Source organism: Pseudoalteromonas sp. APC 3355 (assembly GCF_030407615.1).
Classification (GTDB): domain Bacteria; phylum Pseudomonadota; class Gammaproteobacteria; order Enterobacterales; family Alteromonadaceae; genus Pseudoalteromonas; species Pseudoalteromonas distincta.
This window is the reverse complement of sequence record NZ_JASDDB010000002.1, coordinates 633,576-659,022: the sequence shown is the minus strand read 5'-3', so window position 1 is coordinate 659,022 and position 25,447 is coordinate 633,576. Positions and strand designations below refer to the sequence as shown.

Here is a 25,447-nt window from a genome sequence, read left to right as displayed (position 1 = left end):
AGGGGATTTTAGCAAATTACTGCTATGATATTTAGACTTTGATTATATTTTATTGAGAGGTAAACAAAAAAGAGAAGCCGAAGCTTCTCTTATATTTAGCTTTAGGCTAAAAATTTCTCAAGCTCAACACCTTCAAACGCTTTAGGACGACGGCCACGGCCAGTCCATTCAATAGTCTCACCATTAAGTTCCATACGGTACTTAGGCTTAACTTTAGTGCGCTTGTCTGATGCTCCATCTTGTAAATCTTCTAGCGTAAGTCCTTTTTCTTTTAAAAGATCCAAAACTTCCTGTTTCGCTTTTTGCTGCTGGGTATATTTTGAAATTGCATCATTGATAAGCTGTTGGGCTTTTTCAAGCTCTGTTAATGATGCTGTTTTAATAAAAGATCGGACTTCTTTCATCTATATCTCGCTAAATTGTGTGATTGGAATTATTTAAATATTCTTTTTTAGTATAAGGCTATTTTTCAAAAATAACTACGGCACATAATTTATTAATGTATATAAAATTTATTCATAAAAAAACCGCGATTAAAATCGCGGTTTTTATCGTTCTTATATAAATAACAATTAGAATTTAGTAGTAAAACTCAATTGGAAGTAACGACCAGTTACGTCATAAGCTTCACCAACAGTGTTTATACCTGATGCTCCACTTACTGAACTTTGGTTTGCTACAGGAGGTTGCTTATCGAAAACATTCCGAACTGACAAAGTAACGTCTGTTCCAGCAGTGATGTTATAAGTACCTGATAGATCGTGATAAATAACAGTCGGGAAGCGATTAAACTTGTCTAAAGGGGCTCCCGTTGAAAAATTTTGATTCCCTTCAATATTACTATCATTTGAGCTTGCCCAATACTTCATGCGCCATGATACTGCAAAGTCATCAACTGTATAGCCTAAATTTAAATTTGCACGATTAGTAGGAGTTAATACCTCACCTCTGTAATCAATCTCTTCACCAGATTCAATTGATGTTTCAACATACTCATACAAATGATTCCATATCAAGTCCGCTGATAATTGCCCGAAAGCAAATTCTTGCTTATAACTTAATTCTATATCTAAACCTTTTGTGCTTAAATCATTTTCATTGCTAGTCCCTGAGCTAACTTCTGTCAAGGCACCTCTTGTATCACGTATTGCCCCACCACATGTAGCATCAAAGTCAGATGGATCAACACCATAGCATCGGTTCAATACAGTTGTTCTAGCAGTAGTAGCAATAGCGTCATCTACAGCAATATCGTAGTAGTCAAGCGTTAATGAAAATTCATCTGTTACTTGCCAAATAGCGCCAACGCTAAATGAATCAGATGTTTCTTCTTTTACATCTTCATTACCACCAATATAACCACCAGTGCTCTGACGTTCAATAGTTGTCAAATTGAATGCGCCTTCAGCAGCAACTCTATTAGCCACTTCAGCGATAGAAAGACAATTAGCAGCTACATTTCCTGTAGATGATGCAGTAATTGCATCACAAGGATCTGCAACACCTGAAAAAGTTTCGCCTCTACCACCGAATAAGTCAGCAATATTTGGAGTTCTAATAGCTCGTGCTGCTGATGCTCTTAATTTTACTGTATCTGTAGGAGAGTATTGTACACCTGCATTCCATGTTGTTTGTCCGCCAACAATTTCATGGTCCGAATAGCGAGCGGCTAAATCTAGTTCAACATTTTCTAGAACTGGTAAAACAGTTTCAACAAAAACGTCGTTAGTGTAGAAGCTACCATTTGTAGGCTCAGATTTATTTGTACTTGAAGCACCAGTTTGCGCTAAATCACCTGGAGAGTATGAACCTTTTTCAAGACGATGTTCTGCACCAACAGCTAGCCCAACCATACCACCTTCTAACTCAATTGGTAATTCACCAGAAAGGGTTGTTGAAAATATAAACTGCTCAACTTGACCTTGAGATTTTGCAGGTGATCTTACATATGCAACGGCTTCATCAGACAAAGTTCCTGCACCGAACAAATCTAAAGGCACACACCCTTGAAGTACTGCTAAATCATTAGAACATTGAACGTTACCTTCTGCATTAGTATATACATCTAATGCATTTGCAGCACGTTCAACATTTATTTGACCACCATTTTCTTGGCGCTGGTCAGTTTTACCCCATGAGATATAAGAGTTTAAAAGCCAGTTGTCATTAATTTCCCAATCTATACCTGTCGCAATACGAATAGTATCACGCTCTAAATCTGTTGAGCGAGCACCAAACTCAACCATACGGCGAACTAGCGTTGGGATATTATCATCCATTGTCAAATCAGGATTATCAGACATTAAATTTTGGCGTAAAAGATCTGGAACTAAAGGGCTTCCCAGCTTAATACCACCAACGCCACCACGTGAAGGTAGATATACATCATCCGTAGTGAAAGGAGTCGGTTCAATAGTCGAGTTGTATGTTTTAGATGAATTCCAGTTTACTTCCGTGAAAGAGTGAACACTATCTGAAATATCTTGTTTAAAGTTAACTGCTGCGTATTTACGCTCAAGCGGAGTCACTAACTGTCTGTAAGATGCACGATTGAATGAATTCTCATCACCTACATATGGTGTACCATCTGCATTATATCCGCCAACACGGCCTTGAGGTGGGTATGAAGAGTTTTGAACACCTACATATTCACCACCTTCATCATTCAAAAATATAGCTTCATCATACCTTGAGAAGTCTCGATCGGATGACTTCAAACCCTTATCATCATCATATCCAGCAGCAATTGTTACACTACCTGAATCCCAGCTATTACCAGCAGTAAGGTTTAAAGAATATTTTTCGCGATCAGATTCATCTGAAACACCTGTTTGAGCGTTAACTTCAACACCTTCAAAATCGCTTCGCGTAATTATGTTCACAACACCAGCAACAGCATCTGAACCATAAACTGCTGAAGAAGCACTTTTAAGAATATCAATACGTTCAATCATTGATGCTGGTATTGCATTTAAGTCAACCGCATAACCGCTTGAAGGAGAAACACCTGATACAAAGCGACGACCATTCACTAACACTAAAGTTCTTGAGGAACCTAAGTTGCGTAAAGACGTAGTGTTAAGACCAACACCTGTAGTACCGAATGCACTATTTGATTGATTTGAACCAGCGATAGTGACCGGAGATTGATTCAAAACATCGGCTACATTCAATGCGCCCATTTGAATAATATCGCTTCGGCCAATTGATGTAATTGGTACAGTTGTTTCAATATCAGTTCGCTTTATGCGTGAACCAGTAACTTGAATACGCTCTACTTTTTCTACACCTTCGTCAGCAGCTATCGAGTTTGCAGAAAATACAGCTGTAGATGCCGCGCCAAAAGCTATCGCTAAGCGAACAGCTTTTGAAACTTGATTATTTAACATTGGATTCTCCCTAGAATATTTTTTAATTATTTTGTTTTCAAAACGGTCTGCAATTCATCACAGTACCTATTTCGGTTTGAATAGTAGGCCCAACTCAAGCAAAAGGTCAACACTTTGACAACGAAAAAACACATTAATTTACAACAACTTAAAGAAACAAAAAACTAACACATTGCGATATCATCACCATTAACCAAAGAGCAATATTCCACTTTTTGGTGCTATGCTAATAAAATGAAATTAAATGTAAGCAAAACTTGAAAGTGAATTAACATTTGTAGATTATGGTGTTCCTAACAAACAAAGGAATTGCTATGAAAACTCGCCTCGTATGTATTTTAATACTCACTATCTCATTCTCGGCTTTCGCTGACTTAAAAGAGCTTCCGGAAGAATTTTCAGATTTTAGTTTAAATAGAGATATTACTGTCTCATATGATGACTTAGATACTCTTCTAAGTTTTACTGTAATTGATACTGGAGCATCAGATCGTTCCAAACTAAATTCTCAAGCCTCCATCGGTACAAGAATGAAGTCGCATAAAAATAACGACACAGCATTAGAAGCAAATCGTTTCTTCTTTGAAGAAGTAACAAAATCAGAGATTAAAGACGGTTTTTATAAGATCAGAGTTAGCCTAGAAAGTCTGCCAAATGAAATCTCACTTAACGAACTCAGCCTTGATGAGCAACTTGCTTATTGGTTAAACCTTTACAATACAGCCATGTTAGAAAAACTAATCACACACTATCCTATTCGCGATACAGAAGATTTACTCTTTGGCAGCAATTCAATTTTAGAGGATGAGTTTTTAAATGTTGCTGGCCATAAACTTTCTTTAAACGATATACAACAAAATATTGTTTTTAAAAAGTTTGGTATAAAAAAACCAATAGTTATGTATGGGTTTTATCAAGGAAATATAGGAAGTCCTAACATTCGTGCCGAAGCATATAAAGGAAACAAGGTTTATCATCAATTAGTTGAAAACGCTGAAGAATTCGTCAATTCAAATAGAGGAACTAGTATCAAGCGAAAAAATCGCCTTTATGCTTCTAAGTACTATGAGCAAGTTAAACCATTATTCGAAAACTTCGAGAAAGATTTACGAGAGCACCTAAAAGACTATGCAAACCCGCCAATGAGCTCTGATATAAAATATGCTAAGAGCTTTAAAATAGGTATTGAAGATTGGAGAATCACTGATATTTATGGCACAGAGCGAAAGTTTGGTGGCGCAGCGTCAACAAATCCTGCCGCCATGCTCAATGCTGTTGCAAATAACTCATCAAAACCAATAGGAGCTGATGGCGCAGGTTCAGGACTAGGTGCTGTTAACATAAGCTTTTTATCTAATTCTATTTCGGAGAAAACGATGGACTTTGGCCGCTTTTCTCCAGAAATGCTCGAAAAAATTAGAGCTCTCAAGCTAAAAGAAACTGATAATAGTGGCTCTGTAAAAATAAAAGACCTTTAATAAATTTTATTATTTAACTTTAAAAAACACCCTGTTAACATGGTACGAAAAATAGGGTGTTTTATGTCTAACTTTCTTAACTCTGCGCTCGCTGCTTATAATTCACGCCAATATAACCAAGCTATTCTTTTTTTAAACAAATGTGATATTAAAACTGTTGATTGGTATATTTTACTTGCCGCTACATATAGCGCACTTAACCAAAATGAAAATGCCGAACAAACATATTCTTACGCAGTAAATAAGTTTCCTTCATCCCTCCCTCTAATTGAAAACTATACAAACTTGCTGTGCAGAACTGCTAAACATTCGTTATGTTTAAACTTTTTAAAAAACACAAGATATTTGGCATTAAGCAAAAAGGTATCTCTGAATTTTATAGAAAGCTTGATCAAAACCAACCAGTTGTTACAAGCAAAAAAGGAACTTTCTAAAACCGTATCTGATGAAACCTTAAAAGAGAGATATCACTGGTTAAAGCTTGAATTACTAGAACGTTTGGGTGACTTAGAATTAGTTGAAAGCTATTATCTGTCTTTACCTGCCGATTTAAAAAATCAATTTTTATTTAAATATAAACGTGCTTGTAATTTTCGCAATATGGGTAAATTTGACAATGCTTTAGATATATTTTTAATGCTAAGCGATAAGCAGAACAAGTATAGCCCCGAGGTTAACTTTTTGATTGGCTGTACTTACTATGATTTACTAAAGTTTGAGCTCTCAGAGCAGTATTTAAAACGATGTCTTGAACAGGCTCCTAACTATATACCTGCACATGAGTGTTTAAATAAATTATACTGGGATCGTGCAAACAAATCAGCCCTTATGAGCTCCTACAATAGTACATTCTTAAATCATGCTAAAAACCCACAACTAGTTCAATCACAACTAGCTCAGCTTTTACATTTTAAAGATTTTAATCAAGCCCTTGATGTATCTTCACAAGCAATTAGGCTCTTCCCTGATAACTTAGACATAAAACATGCTCATGGCATCATTTTAGGTAAGCATGGGCAAAGTGATAAAGCATTCATTATATTAGATGAGCTTGTATCACAGGCTCCCCAATCAGCAAGATATAGTGTAGATTTGGCAAACTACTGTATTGAAAATTTTGAATATAAAAAAGCAATATTGCACTTAAACACTGCAGTTAAACACAACCCTTTTAATCAAGAAATCTGGGCTTATTTATCCACAGCTTGGCGCTTAGCTAAAGACGATAAATATCATTGGTTAACTAATTACGATATGTTTGTTAAAACAATGGCTCTACCTACGCCTAAAGGCTACAAGTCGTTTGACTCTTTTGGGAAGGAACTCAAGGAACTATTACTTACTCTACACACTAAAGAACAAGACCCGCTTGACCAAAGTGTTAGAAGAGGAAGTCAAACTGAAGGACACTTACTCTATCGCTCAAATACGTTACTCTCATTATTTAAGCAGTCAATGGAGTCATGTATATCTACTTACTTAAATGATTTACCAGCAGATAGTATGCACCCATTAACGGCAAGAAATAGCCTAAACTTTACTGCCAAAGGCAGCTGGTCAGTAAAACTAGAAAATGGAGGATATCATGCCAATCATATTCATCCTCACGGTTGGTTGTCAGCACCCAGCTATATTTCTATACCTGATGAAATGAGTAAAAATGATCCACTTAAAAATGGCTGGTTAAAGTTAGGAGAAACATGTCTTGATCTAGGAAAAAGAGAATCAATAGATCGCGAGATATGCCCTGAAAGTGGACAAATTATCATTTTTCCTAGCTATATTTGGCATGGCACAAATGAGCTTAAAAGCGATAGACCTCGCTTAACAATACCTAGCGATATTATGCCAATTGGTTAATCTAGTTGATTGAAATTCAAACTAGTGCTATAAAAATAAACAAAAACAAAGGATTGATCATGATAAAATGCTTGCTACTTATAATCGCTATTGTTTTTATTCCAGTGAAAGCTGAAGAATTCTCTTTACCCGAAGAGTTTTCAGATTTTGGCTTAAATAGGGATATAAGCATATCTTATGAAGACCTAGACCAACTTCTAGAGTTAACCGTTATTGACATGGGCTTATCTGATAGGACTATTCTAAAACCAATAGTAGGTAATGGCACAAGGTTACGGTCTAATAGAGACAGAGATACGGCTTTAGAGGCTAACCGCTTTTATTTCGAAGAAGTTGTAAAATCGGATATTAAGCTAGGTTTTAAAGTAATTCGCCAAAGCCTAGAAAAAGTACCTGAAGAAGTCCCTTTAAACGCATTAACCTTAGATGAGCAATTAGCTTATTGGCTAAACTTATATAATACAGCCATTATTGAAAAGTTAATTGAACATTACCCAGTTCGAAATGCAAAAAAATTACTCGAAGGTGAAAGCTCAATACTAAACGATAAATTTATAAATGTTTCAGGCCATACCTTGTCACTTAATAATATTCAACATGATATCGTTTTTAAGAAATTTGGGAATAAGAAAATAGTAATGTATGGCTTCTATCAAGGGATAATCGGAAGTCCGAATTTACGTAACGAAGCTTACACAGCTGATAAGGTATATAAACAACTTTCAGGTAATGCTGAAGAGTTTGTAAACTCCAACCGAGGCGTTCAAGTTAAAAGAAATCGTCTAAACGTTTCTATTTTTTATGATCAAGCAAAAATTTTATTTCCTGACTTTGAGAACGATCTACTAAAGCATATTTTAAACTATTCTGATTCTTCTATTAACTCACAAGTAGAAGATTCGGAAGAATTAATTCTAGCTATTGAGGACTGGAATGTAACCGACATATACGGCACTGAGCGCTCATTTGGTGAGGGTAATGCCACCAACAAAGCGGCCTTACTAAATGCTGTAGTAGGCAATAGTAACGTGCCTGGTGCAGGCGCTATGAATCTTAGCTTCCTAAGCGATATGTTATCCTCTAAAGTTAGCTCTCAATCTCGCTTTTCACCTGCTGTATTAGACAAAATTAATCAGCTTCGTCTCAAGAAAAAAATCAATAGTAGTAGTGTTAAAATAAAAGACTTACCCACTAAATAATTAAATTGTATTCAGCGCTCTATTGAGTGCTGAATACTCTCAGTGATTAATCTAATACATTATTAAACTCTTCAAAATCAGAAATAGATAAGCTTTCTTTAATATATCTACTGAAATTTTTATATCTTCCCGATGAAGATGTATAAAGAGGCTTTCTCACCTGCCAAACACTAGCAGTACTTACAATATTTTTTTGTTGATGAAATAAACCGCTTTCACCTTGATATTTTACGCCTAAAAATTCGAACAGAGGCAATAATACCCCCTCGGGCTTTGAAACAAGTTCATCATAATTGACTGTAAAAATATCATTAGGATACTTTTTTAGCCAATGTGCTTTAACACGCTGCTGCGCTTTATGATAGTGCACTGTATCATTCAGTGCGGTCGCATAATTCAAACTTGGGCCTAAATGTTGAAAGTAAGCTGATAAACTGTTATCTCTAATATCGCGCTGTGTCCAAATAACTTTTGCTTCAGGGTACATCATTTTAATTATATCAATGTATAAGTAGTTCTCAGGCCGTTTATCAGTAACAAGACTACTTTTTCCCGCTCTTAACTTTAATTCTTTCTCATAACCTTGCTGAAATAATGTTGAGTTAACCGTGCTTGACAGCACTTTAGGCTTATCAATTAGATTGAATAGTTGCTTATGCAAGTAATCAATCTCTCCTCCATTGCTAATCACCTCAGAAGTGCAAATTATTTGTTCTATTAAGGTTGAACCAGACCTAAACATGCCACAAATAATAATTGGAAAAATATCGCCAGTCTTACTTTTTACGTTACTAAGCTCTCTTGCTAGTGTGTTACTTACTTGATGTTCGATATCAACCCTGTTGTATTGCGGGATATATTTTCGATTAAAACTATTGGCTTTAGTATAATAAGACCATGATTTTTCATAATCTTTGCTATCGTCAAAGGCTTTCCCAAGCGCATAATACATATCAGCTTTTAATACATCATCTTCTGTAGCTTCTAAAATAGATAGGCTTTTTAGTTCGTATTCTAACGCTTCTTTTTTATTAAATGTTTGTATATCAGCAATTCTCGCATGCGCCAGACCATATAAAGGATTTATCTTTAATACCTGATTAAAGCTCTTTAAACAGTTTTGCTTATCACCAAGCTGCTCATATATATTAGCAAGATTAAAATAGGCATTAATTTTATTTGGTTCAACTGTAATTGCCTGCTGTAAATAATTAGTCGCAGTCCCATAATCAATTAAAAGCTCAGAGTAGACGGATGCTAACTCCACATAAGCGGTATATATGTCGTGGTAACCAAGCTCGATAGCTGCTAAGAAAGATGTACTTGCAAGAATACCATTGCCATCTTTTTTTGCCATTTCACCCAATTGAAAATACGACATTGCGCTATCCGGTACTATTTCAGTGTATTTTTTAAGTAAGTCTATTGCTAAAGAGAATTCATTACTGGCGGCATATAACTGACAAAGAGTATTTACATAATCGAATTTTTTGGGGACTATTGAAATGAGTCTTCTACAAACTTCCTTACTTTTTAGTAAATCTCCTTCATTCATAGCTACTTTAAACAATACAGCTAAAGCTTGCTCATTAACTTCAGGGTTGTCGCATAAACCTTCTAGGGTTGCTTTTCCTGCCACAATCTTTCCACTATTCAATTGCTGTATTGCAAACAGTAAACTTTCTTTTACCGATTTCATTTTTTCCCCATAAAAAAAGCGAGCCTAAGCTCGCTTAATATACATTAATTAATTCAAATTAGAATTTTAATGAAAGGCTCGCATGGAAGTAACGACCTAACGAATCGTAGTAACCAGCAATAGCATTTGCGTTTGTTGATAATGAACCACCAACTAGAGGTGCCTCTTTATCCATAACGTTGTTAACACCTACTAATAAAGACGTGTAATCATTAATAGTAAATGTACCTTTAAGGTCAATATAGCTTTGTGAGCTAATACCGTCGTCTTGTACTAATGTATCAGCACCAGTGTAATCGTTTACACCGCTGAAGAAACGCCATTTAGCAGTAGCTCTCCACCAGCTGCCCGTGTCGTAGCTAGCAGATACAACATGACGCCATTCTGGTTGAGGGAAACAACCGTTATCTAATGAGTCAACACAGTCATATACTTCACTTACACCAGGAATATTATCAAATTCCTTAGTTAACATGTAGGTACCAATGATACTAGTTTTTAATGTACCTTCAGCAATTTCCATATCGTAGTTTGCGCTTAAATCGATACCTTCGTAATGGATATTACCTAAGTTAGTATTTGTAGCAACAACTTGGCCAGAACCTATCCAAAGGCTACCACTACCAGGTGTACGGTCTACGTTATCACAAAATACAGCCGCGCCGCTTTTACCACATTGTGTAACTAGAATTTCTGGGTCAATATTACCAATCGCGTCTTCAAGTTCAATATCCCAGTAATCGATTGAGAAGTTGAAGTTTTCAAATGGGTTACCAACAACACCTAAAGTAATAGTATCAGCAATTTCTGGAGATAAATCTGGATTACCACCAAACAGAGCATTATATTGATCCGCAGGGCTCTTACCTACATTGCCATACTGACTTGCAGAAACACCTGTATTTGCACACTCAGCAGCTGTTAGGCTTGGTGTACCAGCACATGGATCAGTACCGGCCCATAAACCAGTGCTTTGTTGAGCAAATAACTCACCATTGTTTGCTGCACGAACTGCACGATTGTAGCTTGAACGAATTTTCCAATCGCTAGTTACATCCCAGTTCATTGCCACTTTATAAGTCGGCTCAGCACCTGAAGTGCTATAGTCTGACCAACGGTAGCCTAATTCAACAAGTAAACTTTCAACTAATGGTAAATCTTCAACGATTGGTAGGCTAAGCTCACCAAACACTTCACGTACTTGATAACCACCATTTAAACTCTTAGTAGTACCACCTTGGCCTAGTAATAGACCTTGTGCATATACTTCATCAGCTGTTCTACTGAATGTTTCTTCACGATACTCTGCACCAAATACTGCAGCAACTGGGTACTCTGAAGATGGAAGTGAGAAATCGAATTCGCCAGTAACAAAACCACTTACAATCAATTGCTCAGTAACACCGTTCAAGATTGCCGTACCAGTAAGTGACTGTGCAGCTTCTTCTGTTACACCATCAAACTGAAAAACATCGTACGGAATACAACCAGAAGTCGCGCTACAATCTTCACCATTTGCTGATAAAGCGGTGATTATACGCGGACCAAAGAAATCATTTTCATATGCTGAAGAAGATGAAGTTGAACCGTATTGAGCAAATGCTTCGTAAGACCAAAGGTCGTTAATTTCGCCTTTACTACCTAATACTAAACGGAAAGAGTTATGTTCAAGGCTGTCTGCACGAGGGCCACCTTCAACGTTACGCTTACCAATATAAGTTGCAAACTGATCACCAGAAGTCAATCCAAAGCGCTCAGTTAGTTGTGCACGTTGTGTATCATTTAATAATGGGCTATCAAAATCAATTGAGTAATTATCATTAAAGAACGTACCAGACTCAGCAATCTGCGCTGTAGTGCGGTTACGCATAAACATTGCTTCCATGAACGGACGGAAGCTATCATTGATTTCGTAGTTAGCAAACATACCTAATGTATGACGTTCATCAGGACGCATAAAGTGGTTAATTGGCGCGTAGTTATATGTATTACCAACTGAAGGAATAAAGCTGCTATCTTGACCTAGAGTCCAGTATTCGTACTGGCCTTCACCAAAGTCTACAACACCGTCAGCGTTAGGAGCTGAGATATAAAAGTTAGGGTTAACAGCATTACCTGAACCACCACAAGCTGTACCAGCAGCATTTAGAGCACAAGATGAGTAGTCACGTGCACCTTGGCGTAATTCATTTTGTCTGTTGTAAGTAAAGTAAGCTACTGCATGACCCCTACCACTATCAAATGCACCACCTAGGGTCGCTGCAAAATCAAATGACGCGCCATCAAGACCCGTATTACCTTCTTCATATTCAAAGCCAGCATCATCCATTAGGCCTTGCATGTATTCATTATCGTTATTATGTTGGTAAGCAGTTGTACCTACATTAACTTCAAAACCTTCAAACTGATCGTTCATTACAAAGTTTACAACACCAGCAACAGCGTCTGCACCGTAAGTAGATGAACCACCACCAGTCATTACATCTACGCGTTTAATTAGCGCGGCAGGAATTTGGTTAATATCCGCTGATTGTGTGTAAATACCACCAGCTTGCATACGACGACCGTTTACAAGAACAAGAGTACGCTGAGGACCCATACCACGTAAATCAAGAGTTGCAGTTCCCGAAGCACCATTTGATTGGAAAGAAGTATTAGACGCTTCTAGTTGCGGTAAGCTATTCATCATGTCTTCAACACGAGTAAAACCTGCAACAGCAATTTCTTCAGCAGTTGTTACTTGCACTGGGCTAGCTGTTTCCATATCTGTACGTTTGATACGTGAACCAGTAACTTCAATTCGTTCAACCTTATCAACTTTTTCTTCATCAGCAGCAAACGAACTTGCTGAAAAAGCAGCTGTTGAAGCTGTACCGAAAGCTATCGCTAAGCGAACTGCTTTTGAAACTTTATTATTTAACATTCGATTCTCCCAGAATACTTTATATTTTTTATATTTTTTGCTTGATTACCATTTGTTAATAAATGGTAATCATACGTTATGATAATACCAGCAATACAATGCGGTCAACATAAAATTAACTTATTGTTAATTACCAACACTTTCAAAGCTAAAGCATTACAATTTTAAAATCAAAAAATTTACATTGGTATTATTAAATAGCGCCATTACTGCATTAAGGGAAATTATAAAAAAGGGGGGATTGAATTCACAAAGGTTAACTTTTAGCTTACGGTAACTTAAAAGAGAGAGGTTTGAGTGCTCTTTGATAGCGTCACTTCCATAGCACTAAAAATCATTTCGGCTATTGGGTCTAATTGTTTTTTTATATACAAAGGATAATTCAGTCTTTTATTTGTATCACTGAGCTCTGGTCCATCAAATGTGTAAACATACTCTATAATTTGCCCTCGTTTCACCTCAAAGTTTGGGTTCTGGGCTTTATATTTTTTAACTGCTTGGACATGTGGTGGAATATTCTTTTTATATTCAGTTAAATTTTGTCCTAACCTTTTTCTATAAATTAATTTATCGTCAAATTCTCCATTTTGTAAACGCCTAGAGTAAGAATTAACTAACTCCTCTAAAAGGCTTATTTTATAGTCACTACTGAACAAAGTTTCAAACAACTCTACTTGAAATTCTTGAGCGAACTCAGTCCAATCACTTCGAACTGCTTCAACACCTTTAAATACTAGCTCATTGTGATTTTTATTAATTTTTTGACCTACATATCGTTTTTTAGAGCCCATCGTTTTCCCCCTAATTGTAGGCATAAAAAAAGGACTGTATAAGGTTTCAAATTCAATCTCCAAAAAGCTCTCTAAGTCGTGTTTCTGACTAATTTCTTGTACCCACTGTTGATTGATATTAATAGCTAATTGTTTACCGATTTCATCGCATTGAAGCGTATTCAAACCGTCATCCAAAGTAATGAATATTGAATCTGTATCGCCATAAATTACATTGTACCCACACTCCTCTATCCATTTTTTTGTGGTTTGCATTATATCGTGCCCACGTAGTGTGATTGAACTTGAAAGACGTGGATCGTAAAAGCGACATCCCCGAGAACCAAGCACTCCATATAAGCTATTCATAATAATTTTTATAGCCTGCGATAACATAGGTTTTTGGCTATCTTTTGCTTCTTGTCTTGTTATTGATAGAGTTTTTATAAGGGCTGGTAAATGATTTTTATGTCTTGAAAAAAGTGCATTATTATATCCTGGAATTGCATCTTTTGGATTGAGCAACCCCTCAATTAAACCAAGAGGGTCTATACAAAAAGTACGCATAATTGATGGATATAAGCTTTTAAAGTCGAGTACAAGTACATTTTTATAAAACCCCGGTTTTGAAGACATTACATACCCTCCAGGACTATCAAAACTTAAGCCATGATCTCCTAAATTAGGTGCAACATAACCACTTCGGTGAAGTAAGGGCAGATAAAGGTTAACAAATGAAGCGACTGAACCGCCCATTCTATGAAGTTCAAGCCCCGTTAATTGACTCCTAACAACAGCAAAATCAAGTAAATTTAATTTGTTAAAAATACGTAGAACCAGTACGCAATCTTGTCTATTGTATTTCGCAAGGGATAACTTATTATCATTAAATTGGCGTTCAATTTCTGCTAGCTGGTCACTTGAACTGATGTACTTTTTCTCACCAAGCTCCTTAGCAGCTACATTTGACAGGCTAAAGCTATCATAGTGGTAGGTCGCATTTTTTAACGTGTCTATACCGTCTATAACAACTCTTCCTGGTATAGTTAATCGAGTATAATGGCCTACTCGTAATTTTATTTTTTCGTTATTACGTCCAAGACGCAATTCTATACCTAGAGTTTCAGCTCTGGAGTGAAGAACAGAAAAATCAAACTCAATGACGTTCCAACCAATAATAAGATCTGGATCTGTTTTTGCTATAAAGTGCTGTAATTTTTGTAAAAGATCGATTTCATCAACACACCATATTATTTCAATTGCATCACTATATTTAATAGGACTGCCAATCATTAATACACAATCAATGCCATGACCGACCAAACCAATGGAAAATAATACCCCTTCTCCATTGCACTCGATGTCTAAAGAAACTGTTTTAAACTTAGGATTTACATCTGGGTTATTTTTAAATTGGCAATTGGTTAACAGCCTATATCCGTCTTTATGTGTAATATCTCCTCTCACCCATGTGGAGCCTTTAATAAATCGCTCCATTAAAAAGCGATCTATAGGGCGTATGTCATCTTCGTATGTCACAATGCCCTCTGCGCTTAGAGCTTTTAACGCATTGTAGTAATGTTTAAGTGATTTAAAGTAGCAACCAGCCACAGTCCCCTGCTGAAAATCTTTTAATTCTACAGGGACAATTTCAAAAGAAACATCTGAGAGCCGCAGTACTTTTTCTACCGTCGCTTTATCCTTTAACTTGATAAAAAAAACAACTGACTCTGGTAAGCTAATTGCTTTTAATGGCCCTTTTTCTGTTAAAAGCCAAATAACAAAACTTACGCCCAAAGGTGAATCAACTGTTTCTGTAGAGAGAATAAACCCCGAGTCTAAGTGCATTAATGAAATAAGCCTTGTAATAAAAAACGACAAAAATAAAATTTGTAAAGCAGGTTATATTTTATTTCTTTCTAAGTTAGTCTTAAGAAAAAATAATATGAGCATTCAATGAGCCCTTCTGAAATTATCCAACACGCTAATAATCTCCTTCAACAAAACAAGCTTCAACAAGCCAAAAAAATAATATTATCTTTAATTCAAACTGCACCAGAGCACCATCAAGCTTGGCAAGTATTAGCCCAAGTACATCGACAGTTAAAAGAGCAAGAGCAATACCAACAAGCCATTAAACAATATGAGATGATTGCTTGGTTTAACCAACGTTTAGATAAAGCGAATCAGCATCTATTAAACAAAGAATTAAAACCAGCAGAAAACATTGCCCATGAGTTGCTCAAGCTTGTAGCGAATGAATACCGTGTTTTAGTGTTATTAAGTAAAATAGCTTTTCAGGCAAACGACTTAAAAACGTATTTGGCTATTACTTCTCATAATATAAATATAAATAGCACAAAATCAGCCGCTTATGATGCGCACATTGAAGCATTATTTAATACAAAGCAATATTTAGAACTAATCTCCTTTTATAATAGGTCGACCACATTAGTTACTTTACTACCAAAATCCCAAAGTTTACTCGCTGCTGCCTATGTAAAAATGATGGACTTCAAAAATGCATCTCTAAATTACCAATCTTTGTTAAATAAAAATTATTACCCCGCATATTGCAATTTAAGACTTGGAAACATAGAAAAGATAATTGGCAATAACCAAAGTGCTATTGCGTACTATTGCAAAACAATAAAACTAGCTCCCCATATCGGCGAAGCCTATTGGAACTTAGCAAACTTAAAAACATATACTTTCACTCAGCTCAATATAGCTAATTTAGAACAGCAGATAACAATAGACTCAAATAAATTAAATAGAGCACAACTTCACTTTGCTTTAGCTAAAGCATATGAACAACATAGCAGATACGAAGATGCCTTTTTGCAGCTAAGAATAAGTAACGATTTACAAAAGTCACTTACCCCTTACATTACTAATGACTTTAATGAGCGCTGTAAAAAATACCTAACCAAAAAAGTAGCCAATACAGTACATTCCTCAACCGAAAATGAAGTCCAGCTGATATTTATTGTAAGCTTGCCTAGAAGTGGCTCTACACTTATTGAGCAAATACTGGCATCGCATAGCCATGTTGACGCTAGCTATGAATTATCAGAAATCAATTCTATTGCAGTAGAGTTAGAAAACCTTCAGATAAAAAGCAACGTACCTTATAAGCTAAATAGTTTGACTCAAGAGCACTTGGCAACATTAGCCAAACGCTACTTAAAATTCATTGAACCTTTTCGCAATAACAAGCCTTACTTTATTGATAAACAACCAGTCAACTTTCAACATATTGCTCTTATCAAAACTTTATTCCCTAATGCAAAAATAATCGATGTACAACGAGATAAAAAAGCGACTGCATGGAGCCTTTATAAGCACTCATTTTCACAAGGCCATAGTTATAGCTACGATCAGGAAGATTTAGCTCACTACATGAATGAATATTATAAGCTGATGACACATTGGCATAGCGTATATCCTGACGAAATATATACAATTAATTATGAAAGCTTAATAAACAACTTCACTGAAACGGTTAATGATTTATTTGAACATTGCAATTTAGTAGTAGAGCAAGCGTGTTATGAGTTTTATAATAACCAACGCCCTGTTTTAACTCCCAGTTCAGAACAAGTACGTAAGCCAATTTACAAAGAAGCGCTGACTGACTGGAAAAAATATGCAAATCATCTAACGCCACTGCTTAATAGGCTAAATTAGTAAACAAGCTGCTTGTAGTTACACTCTTATAACTCTAAAATCCATAGCACTGTAATTATATACATACTTTAGGTAAATCATCCCATGCTTTCTGACTCACTAAAAAAAACAATTAGGCAAGTACACCAGCATGTGGCTAGTAACCTAAAAGATTATCGCCCTCGTAGCAGTCAAAATTATCTTGTAGCCGAAATAGCAAAAACACTTGCTGGCGAATACCATAAAAAGCAGCGCATTTGCGTAATTGAAGCAGGCACCGGTACCGGTAAGTCTCTTGCCTATTGTTTAGGCGCGTTGCCTCTTGCCTTAGCGCAAAAAAAGAAGCTAGTTATTTCTACCGCAACCGTTGCACTGCAAGAACAATTAATAGCAAAAGAGCTCCCATTTTTTAAAAAGCATTCAGGCCTCGACTTTAAATTTGATTTGGTAAAAGGTCGCCATCGTTATATTTGCGCTCACAAATTACATAATGCTGTAAACGGCGATAGTCAAACACAAATGGACTTTATGCCAACGCTTACTTCACCATTGAGCGCAATGGAAACCAAGTGTTTGAATGAGCTATATAACGCATATGTGAATAAAAAATGGCAAGGCGATAGAGACAGCTGGGCCGATACCGTACCCGATAGAGTGTGGAACTTAATAGCGTGCGATAAACATTCATGCCAACGCCAAATGAAGGCCCATCAAACGTGTCCGTTTCAGCTTGCTCGTAATCAATTAATGCAAATGGATGTGCTGGTAATTAATCACTCTTTATTACTTGCCGATTTAGACCTAGGCGGCGGTAAAATTTTACCCGAGCCCGACAACACCATTTATGTAATTGATGAAGCGCATCATTTAGCACATATAACACGCGACTTTTCATCGGCCGCAGCAACAATTAAAGGTACAATAGAATGGCTTGATAAGCTCACCAAGTTTAGCGGAAAAATGGCAAAGGTTTTAGTGGGGCAAAGAGCCATTGGCCAAAACTTTAAACTTTGCGACAGTATTAATGACGCGAATAAAGATTTAAAAGTAGTTCGCGATATTCTCGATAATGCTGACTTTGAATATTCGAAAGACGATACTTATCGCTTTGAGCACGGTGAAATTCCACAATCGCTGCACAGTAAAGCAAAAGACATAAGCGAAGCCACGCAAGATGCGCTGCGCTGTTTAAACAAAATGCACGACACCCTTACCCAAGATGTAAGCGACGGCGATATAAAACCTTACGTTGCCGACCCAATACTAGGCGAAAGCGGGCAATATATAAACCGGTTAGAGCAACTAAACAAACTATGGTTTAGTTACGCAAAAAAAGGCGAAGGTGCTCCCCATGCACGGTGGATAAAACGTCTTGAATATAAAAGCCATCACGACCACTTATTAAGCGACTGCCCTATCGAGGTCGGTTATTACCTAAAAGATAAATTGTGGCGAGAATGCGCGGGCGCTGTTTTGTGCTCTGCGACATTAAGTGCACTGGGCTCGTTTGATCACTTTGCTTACGAAACAGGGCTTGCTAAAGAAGAAGGCGTTAAATTTATTAAAGTACCTTCTCCTTTTGATTACCCAAAACAAGCCACTTTACGTATTCCGGTATCTAAAGTAGAACCTACCGATAAAGACTTTAGTGATCACCTAGCTAAAACTTTACCTGAGTACCTAAATGATAAAAAAGCGAACCTTGTACTATTCGCTTCTTACTGGCAAATGGACCACGTAACAAAGTTTCTTAGAACAAAAGGTTTTAACTTATTAGTACAAGGTGAGATGTCGCGAGAAGCATTGCTTAAATTACACACTAAAAATGTAGACGAAGGCAAAGGCAGTATTTTATTTGGAACCCAGAGCCTTTCGGAAGGTCTTGATTTACCAGGTAAATATTTAGAGAACCTAATAATTACTAAAATTCCGTTTGCTGTACCTACTTCGCCAATAGAAGAAGCGCAAGCAGAATTTGTACAAAGCAAAGGTGGTAACCCGTTTTTAACGATTACCGTGCCAGATGCCGCAAAGAAATTGGTACAAAGCTGTGGTAGACTGCTGCGAAAAGAGAGTGATGAAGGCTGTATTACTATTCTCGATAGACGCTTAGTTACTAAGCGATACGGTAAAGCCATGCTCGACACCCTACCACCTTTTAAAAGACAAATAGATTATTAATGTTTGAACTCGCACTCGATCCAACAACCTGGGCTGTTTTATGTGCTGTTGCACTTGCCGCAGGTTTTATAGACGCTATCGCCGGTGGCGGTGGCATGTTAACTGTACCCGCTTTATTAACTGCTGGCTTACCTCCACATTTAACATTAGGCACCAATAAATTAGCGGCTAGCTTTGGCTCGTTAACGGCAAGCTATACATACTATAAAAAGAACTTATTTAGTCCTAAGTTTTGGGCTGCCTCTATTATTGCTACCGCAATAGGTGCATTGATAGGTACTGTTATTGTTGATCATTTAAGTATCGATTTTTTAAACAAACTACTCCCGATTATTATTATTTTAGTTGCTGGCTATAGCTTATTTGGTAATTTAAGTACTACCGAAGGCGATGAACTTCCTAAACTAAACAAAGCGATGAAAATAAAACAATGGCTACAAGGTTTAGCATTAGGCTTTTTTGATGGTTTAGCAGGCCCAGGTACGGGTACTTTTTGGACTGCTTCTAATGGCATGCTTTACAAAATGAACCTGCTACTCAACTGTGGCTTAGCGCGTTCAATGAACTTTGTGTCTAACTTTATATCTTTAATTACCTTTGTTGCACTCGGCCATGTAAACTTTTTACTTGGCATAACAATGGGCTTTTTTATTATGCTAGGCGCATGGTTTGGGGCGCATTCAGCAATACGCTTTGGTAGCAAATTTATTCGCCCAGTATTTAATACTATGGTTATACTTTTAGCATTAAAACTAATTTACGAGGCTTACTTTTAATATGCATTCAATGGCTTTAGATAAACTACGTCAACAAGTTGCAACGCTAAAACAACAAGCTGAGCAATTTGATAAAGCTAAACTTTTTTCTAAAAATCGTTACATGCAAGCACAACCTAGCTTGTTTGACCGCGCAGTTTTTAGTACCAAAAGTATGAACCTAGTCGATTACGTAATAGAAATAGAAGATGAAGTTTCGAGGTTACCGCCAAGCGAGCATCGCCATGCTTATACCTACGCGCTTGAACGTATTGCAGCTCAAATACAAGCTGTATTCAATGTTATTAAATCTACCCCTATTTGGGTTAAAGAAAACAAAAGCCATTATAAACCACGCCCTAAGCAAACCGTTTATAAGCAAGCTGTGCAAAAAATAATGCAATCATCCCATGAGCTTTACGACGAATTAAAACAAAACCATGAGTTTGAACGCCGTTTAGTGCTCATGATTGAAGAGCGAAAAATGCAAATGGATAAAGCCTCGCCTGCTAAAGCACAAAAGCTTAACCTTGAAATATTAAGCACACACGCTCGATTAGGCCGCTGCAGAAAAGCAATTTCTGCCACCGAAGATAAAATTCAACAAGTAGAAAAACAGCAGCTGCGTTAAGGCGCACTTTACTATGCAGCTTTATTATCATCCATTGTATTCAGACCTTATACTCCCAGAACGTCATCGATTCCCTATTCAAAAGTATAAGTTACTTAAAACCGAAATAGAAAACCTAGGTGTTTCGGCTATTCACTTTCAAGAGCCTAAAAAAGCAACCAAATCTCAACTTTCACTATGTCATAATCAAACTTATATAAATAACTTTTTAAATGGGACTCTTAGCAATAAAGCCATAAAAAAAATGGGCTTCCCTTATTCAAATGAATTGGTAGAGCGCACATTACTATCAGTTGGGGCAAGCATCCAAAGTAGTGAACACGCGCTAAAACATGGTTTTTCGGCTAATTTAAGTGGTGGCTATCATCATGCATACGGTGATTACGGTAGCGGTTTTTGTATTTTTAACGATCTAGCTATTGCAGCAGCACATTTAATAAATACAGAGCAAGCCGACACTGTTTTAATTTTTGATTGCGACGTACACCAAGGCGATGGCACAGCACAAATCACTCAAAACCATGACCAAATTATTACCTGCTCAATTCATTGTGAACAAAATTTTCCTCGTAATAAGCAAGAGTCCACCTACGATTTTGCATTGCCCGCTAAAACAACCGACGCTAAGTACCTTGCTACATTAGAGCAAGCACTCGATTTTTGCGTGCGTATTCATAACCCCGATATTATTTTGTATAATGCAGGTGCTGATATTTACACAAAAGACGAGTTAGGCTTGTTTGATGTATCTCTCAATGGCGTATATGAGCGCGACTTGTTTGTTCTCAACTTCTGTAAGCAACATCAAATCCCACTAATGTGCGCTTTAGGTGGCGGTTATCAGCGTAATTTGAGTTCACTAATTAATGTTCATAAACAACTATTTAAAGCCGCTATCGATTTATAGTAAGCCTTAGTATAGACTCAGTTAAACGGATTATTTTAAAGCGGTGGGAATATGCGATTACACGAAGACATACACAACTATTACGAAAAGATTGTAGTCGAGGAAGTTATCAAACTTAAACTTGATGAAAAATATGATGAAGATGTAATGGCTGACTTTTGTTGTACGGTACTAAATCAGCTCCCGCCACGATATATTCGCTACGATGTAGATATGGCGTTTTATTTACCGCAATCAGAACGCATACATATGGAACAACGTGTACAAACAGCAATAAATGTTGCCATTAGCCAAATATCAAAAAAGAAAGAGTTAAATGACAAGTCCACTTGATCAGGCCCCTACACATATTAAACTTGCAGTAGATTTAATTATGATACTAGAGCAACACGATGTTGCTCCAGAAGAAGTACTTAAAGCACTTGAAATAGTTAAAAGCGACTTTGAAAAGAAGCTAGAAAAGTCATAACTCTATTCTATTATCTGTATGTCGTGCTCGGTAACGCTACCTTCGTGCTTAGTGCAATCAATTTTAACTTCACCAAATGTACGCCTAGGCGAAGTTGAACGCCGACAGGTCATATTTTGTGCTTTAACGCCAAATTGCGTTATATACAACTCAACTGTTTCGTCTATTTGTTGTTTTTGCTGCGTAGTCGCTGCATTGTAAAATGCATCGTATTGCGCAGACCAATTCTCAACCCCCGCTTCTTTTGCAACACCTAGCCAGCCCATTCCGAGTTTAGTAGATTGCTCCAAGTATTGGCCTTTTAAAAACATGAATGCCAACGTATATTGTGCACTTTCATAGCCAAGTTCTGCCGGCTCTTTTAAATCATAAAAAGCTTGCTCGTACAGCCCCTTTTTATACGCTTTATACCAATTCGCTTAATTAAGTAATCTATTTTGAGGATGGAGAAACTTGTTGATAGCTAGGCAAAAAATTCGCTATTTAGTTGTTCTAAATGAAAATTTTTTAACGCAGGTAGCGACACGTTTAGCCCCGCAAAATGATTAAGTATTATTGCGGATTGGTATTAATACCATTGTATTCTTTTTTCTTCATTGTATTGTCGCTGTATAGGCTAACAGGGTTCGACCCACACCCACCTAATAAACCTACAGCCAAAATCGCTGCAACCGATATACATTTAGCCATAACTAGTCCTTTATTATTTTTATATGCGAGTACCGAATCTGGCTTACACTCTTTGCAAAGCCTGCTATTGTGTAATCCTGTTTGTATAATTAAAATACTATCATGAGCTTAGCAAGTTTACTTCGGTTATTTTTCCTGGCTGCAATTTGGGGCGCGTCATTTTTATTTATGCGAATGGCAGCTAACAGCTTAGGCCCAGCGGTGTTAATAGAATTTAGAGTTGGCTTTGCCGCACTCACCCTCTTTATTGTGGCGCTGTACTTAAAACGCCGCTTGGCGTTTACTGAGCACACAAAACACTTTTTTATAATAGGCGCGTTGAACTCTGCTCTGCCGTTTTTATTTTTTGCTTACGCAGCCCAAACTATTAGCGCATCCACACTCTCAATTTTAAATTCTACAACACCAATATGGGGTGTTGTTGTTGGAATTTTATGGACAAAAACAAAGCCCAATAAAAGTATGGTGATTGGTTTACTACTGGGTTTAATTGGCGTAGTTATTTTGGTTGGGCAAAATCATTTTGTGTTAAATAGCCAATCAATTTTGGCCATAGTAGCAGCATTAAGCGCATCACTTTGCTATGCCATTGCATCGCATTACACTAAAAACGCGCCTAAACTGCCCCCATTCGATAACGCCCATGGCTCAATGTGGGCTTCAAGCTTTATGGTATTACCGCTTATCTTATTTATGCCAATACGAGAAATACCAAGCACCAACGTTATGCTAGGTGTACTCGTATTAGGAGTAATGTGCACCGCACTTGCTTATATTTTATTTTTTAAATTAATCGAAGATATAGGCCCTACCTCGGCGTTAACAGTCACTTTTTTAATTCCGCTATTTGGCATTTTTTGGGGGCATTTAATTTTAGATGAGCAAGTTGGGCCAAATACATTATTAGGCGCATTATTTGTCATTGTGGGCACTATGCTGGTTACTGGATTTTTACCACGAAAAAAGCACTTAGCTAAAACAAGCTAAGTGCTTATATCAAGCACTTTTACCAAAAAAGCTTACTTTTGTGCTTTTTTGCTTAAGTTTTCAATTAAGTCTTGGGCGCTAAAACTGTTGTCGCTTGGCTTTATACCTTTGCCCATTTTAATATCAATTAAGGTGTGCACTTCTTTGCGTTTATCATTGTTGCTCACTTGTACGCCTACGCTGCTTGTCGGACGTACGCGTGTTTCGCAGGTTAATAAACCGCAGCTTCGCTCATATTGCTGGCTTTGTGATGCACTAATAGATGACGCGGGAGCTTGCGATTTAGACTCAACAAAGGTTTCTTTGTTGGTTACAACAAACCAGTCGTAGCCTTGTGCTTGTGTAAGCTCAGCCGCGCGCAATAATGCATAGTCACCGGCATCGGCTACATTATTTGATACGCTTTTAAACTCTACTCGGTATTGATCGTCGCTAATTTTTTGCTCGCTGTAACCTTGTGAGCCATTATTTGCGGCGCGGTAATCAGGTTTAGATGCACAGCCCGCCATAAGTAAAATACTGATAATTAAAATAGATGTTTTCATAGTTCACCTCGTTTTATACACATTATTATTTGTTTAACTGCCACTTTGCGCTAATTGCTTGCTGCTCTTGCGCTCTATCGAGTGGTGCGCCGCTGATCATGCTATCTATAACAGCATCTAACTCATTGTTATTAGACGCCGTTTGATATTGCGCGCCACTGTTACTTTGCTGCACGGCTGTTTGCGCTTTAATTTGCCAACCGCTTTGCGTTTTACAAGCAATGCTTGTTTGCGTCGTATTATTTGAGCTTAGTGCATACTGCCTACAAAGCTCACCTTGCTGATTTTTAAAACTTAGCTGTGCGCTAAATACTGAGCCATCACTTTGCTCAAACACACCACTACTTAGCTGCGTGTTAAGGGCTGAAGCTGTATTGCTGGCTACTAAGTTTTGCGCCTCACTGGGTTGTAAATAGCTCGTCATTGCAATACCAAATACCACAGCTACGCTTGCTGCTATTGCTATACTTTTATTAGCCGATTGCTTAACCTTTTGCCAAGGCGTTAAGGTTACTACATTACTGTTTAACGTGTTTTTTGTCGTTGCTGTATCAAGCTTTACAACCGTTTTAGCTAATGAGTCACTAAGTGGTGCGTCGTCAATACTTGCTGCGTGCTCTTTTACTAACATGTCTACTTCGCTTAGCTCTGCAAGTCGCATTACTAGCTCATCATCGGTTTCAAGGGCTTTACGCACTTGCTCCATTTCGTGCTCGCTTAGTTCTGAGTCTAAAAAGGCGCTAAGTGTTTCGTCGTTAATGTTCATACTTGCTCCTTTTTAAAGTCGGGTTTTATTAAATTATAAAGTGTACTGCGTGCGCGCGATAATTTACTCATTACACTGCCTATAGGTATATCGAGTGTATGTGCTACCTCTTTATAAGCCATGCCCTGCACTGCCACCAGCGATACTATGGCGCGTTGCTCTTCGGGTAATTGCCCAAGTGCTGTATTTACATTTTTAAGCATTTGTTTATTTTCGAGTGTTTGGTGTTCATTGCTTGTAATTGGCTCTGGTAAAATATCGGCCTGAGCCGTATTTTGCCTTACCTTGCGTGAGCGGTATTCGTCTATCCACACATTACGGCAAATTTTAAATGCCCATTTAGCAGGCTCAACGTCATCCGGAATGCCTTTTACTAATAGTTTTTCAATTGTTATTTGCACTACATCGTCTGCATCTGCTTTACTACCCGTTAGCGAATAGGCAAAACGCCTAAGTATGGGCAATAAGGTTTTTATAGTTTCGTTCATTAATTTTTACCCCTTTTATAAAGAAGACGATTCAAAAAAAC

At 37.3% G+C, this 25,447-nt stretch carries 20 protein-coding genes and 1 pseudogene; 11 read left to right on the top strand and 10 right to left on the bottom strand.

Annotated elements, in window-relative coordinates:
• Positions 1-101 precede the first annotated feature (101 nt).
• On the bottom strand, positions 102-404 hold the full coding sequence (locus QMA08_RS06150) for an H-NS histone family protein (RefSeq protein ID WP_002958250.1): 303 nt from the start codon (positions 402-404) through the stop codon (positions 102-104).
• A gap of 168 nt (positions 405-572) precedes the next feature.
• A complete protein-coding gene (locus tag QMA08_RS06145; RefSeq protein ID WP_024597662.1) occupies positions 573-3,389 on the bottom strand; it encodes a TonB-dependent receptor in 2,817 nt (938 codons plus the stop codon).
• A gap of 314 nt (positions 3,390-3,703) precedes the next feature.
• Between QMA08_RS06145 and QMA08_RS06140 the strand changes: the two genes are divergently transcribed.
• From QMA08_RS06140 to QMA08_RS06130, 3 genes are all read left to right on the top strand, one after another.
• Complete coding sequence (locus QMA08_RS06140; protein ID WP_182721045.1) at positions 3,704-4,867, top strand: DUF547 domain-containing protein; 1,164 nt, start codon at positions 3,704-3,706, stop codon at positions 4,865-4,867.
• Between the two features lie 63 nt (positions 4,868-4,930).
• Positions 4,931-6,727 carry a putative 2OG-Fe(II) oxygenase gene (locus QMA08_RS06135; protein WP_182724943.1) on the top strand — a complete coding sequence of 599 codons (1,797 nt, stop codon included), beginning with the start codon at positions 4,931-4,933 and terminating at the stop codon, positions 6,725-6,727.
• Positions 6,728-6,732: 5 nt separating this feature from the next.
• Positions 6,733-7,926, top strand: coding sequence for a DUF547 domain-containing protein (locus QMA08_RS06130; RefSeq protein ID WP_139015382.1), 1,194 nt, complete (start codon positions 6,733-6,735; stop codon positions 7,924-7,926).
• Positions 7,927-7,972: 46 nt separating this feature from the next.
• Here the strand turns inward: QMA08_RS06130 and QMA08_RS06125 are convergent, their stop codons facing one another.
• The 3 genes from QMA08_RS06125 to QMA08_RS06115 form a co-directional block, all read right to left on the bottom strand.
• Positions 7,973-9,625 (bottom strand): tetratricopeptide repeat-containing sulfotransferase family protein, encoded by a 1,653-nt coding sequence (locus tag QMA08_RS06125; protein WP_024597658.1) that lies wholly within the window; start codon positions 9,623-9,625, stop codon positions 7,973-7,975.
• Between the two features lie 58 nt (positions 9,626-9,683).
• The gene (locus QMA08_RS06120; RefSeq protein ID WP_182721044.1) at positions 9,684-12,548 is read right to left on the bottom strand and encodes a TonB-dependent receptor; all 2,865 of its coding nucleotides are present in this window, start codon (positions 12,546-12,548) and stop codon (positions 9,684-9,686) included.
• 278 nt (positions 12,549-12,826) lie between these two features.
• Entirely contained in the window at positions 12,827-15,166 is a 2,340-nt protein-coding gene (locus QMA08_RS06115) for a DNA polymerase II (protein WP_182721043.1), read from the bottom strand.
• 108 nt (positions 15,167-15,274) lie between these two features.
• Here QMA08_RS06115 and QMA08_RS06110 point away from each other — a divergent pair, with 108 nt between their 5' ends.
• From QMA08_RS06110 to QMA08_RS06080, 7 genes are all read left to right on the top strand, one after another.
• Positions 15,275-17,008, top strand: coding sequence for a tetratricopeptide repeat-containing sulfotransferase family protein (locus QMA08_RS06110; protein WP_182721042.1), 1,734 nt, complete (start codon positions 15,275-15,277; stop codon positions 17,006-17,008).
• 84 nt (positions 17,009-17,092) lie between these two features.
• Positions 17,093-19,168, top strand: a complete 2,076-nt coding sequence (dinG, locus tag QMA08_RS06105; RefSeq protein ID WP_039484246.1) for an ATP-dependent DNA helicase DinG — start codon at positions 17,093-17,095, stop codon at positions 19,166-19,168.
• Complete coding sequence (locus QMA08_RS06100) at positions 19,168-19,944, top strand: TSUP family transporter (RefSeq protein ID WP_002958254.1); 777 nt, start codon at positions 19,168-19,170, stop codon at positions 19,942-19,944. The genes dinG and QMA08_RS06100 overlap by 1 nt, the downstream gene beginning before the upstream one ends.
• Position 19,945: 1 nt before the next feature.
• Positions 19,946-20,554: a primosomal replication protein gene (locus tag QMA08_RS06095; protein ID WP_002958255.1), complete on the top strand. Its 609-nt coding sequence runs from the start codon at positions 19,946-19,948 to the stop codon at positions 20,552-20,554.
• Between the two features lie 13 nt (positions 20,555-20,567).
• Entirely contained in the window at positions 20,568-21,461 is an 894-nt protein-coding gene (locus QMA08_RS06090; RefSeq protein ID WP_290173956.1) for a histone deacetylase, read from the top strand.
• Between the two features lie 51 nt (positions 21,462-21,512).
• Positions 21,513-21,794, top strand: a complete 282-nt coding sequence (locus QMA08_RS06085; RefSeq protein WP_002958257.1) for a late competence development ComFB family protein — start codon at positions 21,513-21,515, stop codon at positions 21,792-21,794.
• Positions 21,778-21,930, top strand: a complete 153-nt coding sequence (locus QMA08_RS06080) for a DUF2496 domain-containing protein (protein WP_076915489.1) — start codon at positions 21,778-21,780, stop codon at positions 21,928-21,930. Before QMA08_RS06085 ends, QMA08_RS06080 begins: the two co-directional genes overlap by 17 nt.
• Positions 21,931-21,932: 2 nt before the next feature.
• Here the strand turns inward: QMA08_RS06080 and QMA08_RS06075 are convergent.
• Positions 21,933-22,337, bottom strand: a pseudogene (locus QMA08_RS06075) (sel1 repeat family protein); the annotation flags it as partial.
• A 145-nt stretch (positions 22,338-22,482) separates the two neighbouring features.
• The gene (locus QMA08_RS06070) at positions 22,483-22,620 is read right to left on the bottom strand and encodes a hypothetical protein (protein ID WP_290173954.1); all 138 of its coding nucleotides are present in this window, start codon (positions 22,618-22,620) and stop codon (positions 22,483-22,485) included.
• Between the two features lie 102 nt (positions 22,621-22,722).
• Between QMA08_RS06070 and QMA08_RS06065 the strand changes: the two genes are divergently transcribed.
• A complete protein-coding gene (locus QMA08_RS06065) occupies positions 22,723-23,607 on the top strand; it encodes a DMT family transporter (protein ID WP_290173953.1) in 885 nt (294 codons plus the stop codon).
• A 32-nt stretch (positions 23,608-23,639) separates the two neighbouring features.
• On the opposite strand, the gene QMA08_RS06060 is transcribed toward QMA08_RS06065, so the two are convergent.
• The 3 genes from QMA08_RS06060 to QMA08_RS06050 are packed head-to-tail and all read right to left on the bottom strand — an operon-like array spanning position 23,640 to position 25,406.
• On the bottom strand, positions 23,640-24,152 hold the full coding sequence (locus QMA08_RS06060; RefSeq protein ID WP_290173952.1) for a hypothetical protein: 513 nt from the start codon (positions 24,150-24,152) through the stop codon (positions 23,640-23,642).
• Positions 24,153-24,177: 25 nt separating this feature from the next.
• Entirely contained in the window at positions 24,178-24,918 is a 741-nt protein-coding gene (locus QMA08_RS06055; RefSeq protein WP_290173951.1) for a hypothetical protein, read from the bottom strand.
• Positions 24,915-25,406 carry an RNA polymerase sigma factor gene (locus QMA08_RS06050; protein WP_182737156.1) on the bottom strand — a complete coding sequence of 164 codons (492 nt, stop codon included), beginning with the start codon at positions 25,404-25,406 and terminating at the stop codon, positions 24,915-24,917. The genes QMA08_RS06055 and QMA08_RS06050 overlap by 4 nt, the downstream gene beginning before the upstream one ends.
• Between the last annotated feature and the right edge of the window lie 41 nt (positions 25,407-25,447).

Bases quoted from the DNA above. Each gene is read 5' to 3' on its own strand.
- QMA08_RS06120 (WP_182721044.1), bottom strand. From the start codon at position 12,548: ATGTTAAATAATAAAGTTTCAAAAGCAGTTCGCTTAGCGATAGCTTTC.
- QMA08_RS06090 (WP_290173956.1), top strand. From the start codon at position 20,568: ATGCAGCTTTATTATCATCCATTGTATTCAGACCTTATACTCCCAGAA.
- QMA08_RS06055 (WP_290173951.1), bottom strand. From the start codon at position 24,918: ATGAACATTAACGACGAAACACTTAGCGCCTTTTTAGACTCAGAACTA.
- QMA08_RS06100 (WP_002958254.1), top strand. From the start codon at position 19,168: ATGTTTGAACTCGCACTCGATCCAACAACCTGGGCTGTTTTATGTGCT.
- QMA08_RS06145 (WP_024597662.1), bottom strand. From the start codon at position 3,389: ATGTTAAATAATCAAGTTTCAAAAGCTGTTCGCTTAGCGATAGCTTTT.
- QMA08_RS06115 (WP_182721043.1), bottom strand. From the start codon at position 15,166: ATGCACTTAGACTCGGGGTTTATTCTCTCTACAGAAACAGTTGATTCA.
- QMA08_RS06135 (WP_182724943.1), top strand. From the start codon at position 4,931: ATGTCTAACTTTCTTAACTCTGCGCTCGCTGCTTATAATTCACGCCAA.
- QMA08_RS06050 (WP_182737156.1), bottom strand. From the start codon at position 25,406: ATGAACGAAACTATAAAAACCTTATTGCCCATACTTAGGCGTTTTGCC.
- QMA08_RS06150 (WP_002958250.1), bottom strand. From the start codon at position 404: ATGAAAGAAGTCCGATCTTTTATTAAAACAGCATCATTAACAGAGCTT.
- QMA08_RS06065 (WP_290173953.1), top strand. From the start codon at position 22,723: ATGAGCTTAGCAAGTTTACTTCGGTTATTTTTCCTGGCTGCAATTTGG.
- QMA08_RS06140 (WP_182721045.1), top strand. From the start codon at position 3,704: ATGAAAACTCGCCTCGTATGTATTTTAATACTCACTATCTCATTCTCG.
- QMA08_RS06080 (WP_076915489.1), top strand. From the start codon at position 21,778: ATGACAAGTCCACTTGATCAGGCCCCTACACATATTAAACTTGCAGTA.
- QMA08_RS06125 (WP_024597658.1), bottom strand. From the start codon at position 9,625: ATGAAATCGGTAAAAGAAAGTTTACTGTTTGCAATACAGCAATTGAAT.
- QMA08_RS06095 (WP_002958255.1), top strand. From the start codon at position 19,946: ATGCATTCAATGGCTTTAGATAAACTACGTCAACAAGTTGCAACGCTA.
- QMA08_RS06110 (WP_182721042.1), top strand. From the start codon at position 15,275: ATGAGCCCTTCTGAAATTATCCAACACGCTAATAATCTCCTTCAACAA.
- dinG (WP_039484246.1), top strand. From the start codon at position 17,093: ATGCTTTCTGACTCACTAAAAAAAACAATTAGGCAAGTACACCAGCAT.
- QMA08_RS06085 (WP_002958257.1), top strand. From the start codon at position 21,513: ATGCGATTACACGAAGACATACACAACTATTACGAAAAGATTGTAGTC.
- QMA08_RS06070 (WP_290173954.1), bottom strand. From the start codon at position 22,620: ATGGCTAAATGTATATCGGTTGCAGCGATTTTGGCTGTAGGTTTATTA.
- QMA08_RS06060 (WP_290173952.1), bottom strand. From the start codon at position 24,152: ATGAAAACATCTATTTTAATTATCAGTATTTTACTTATGGCGGGCTGT.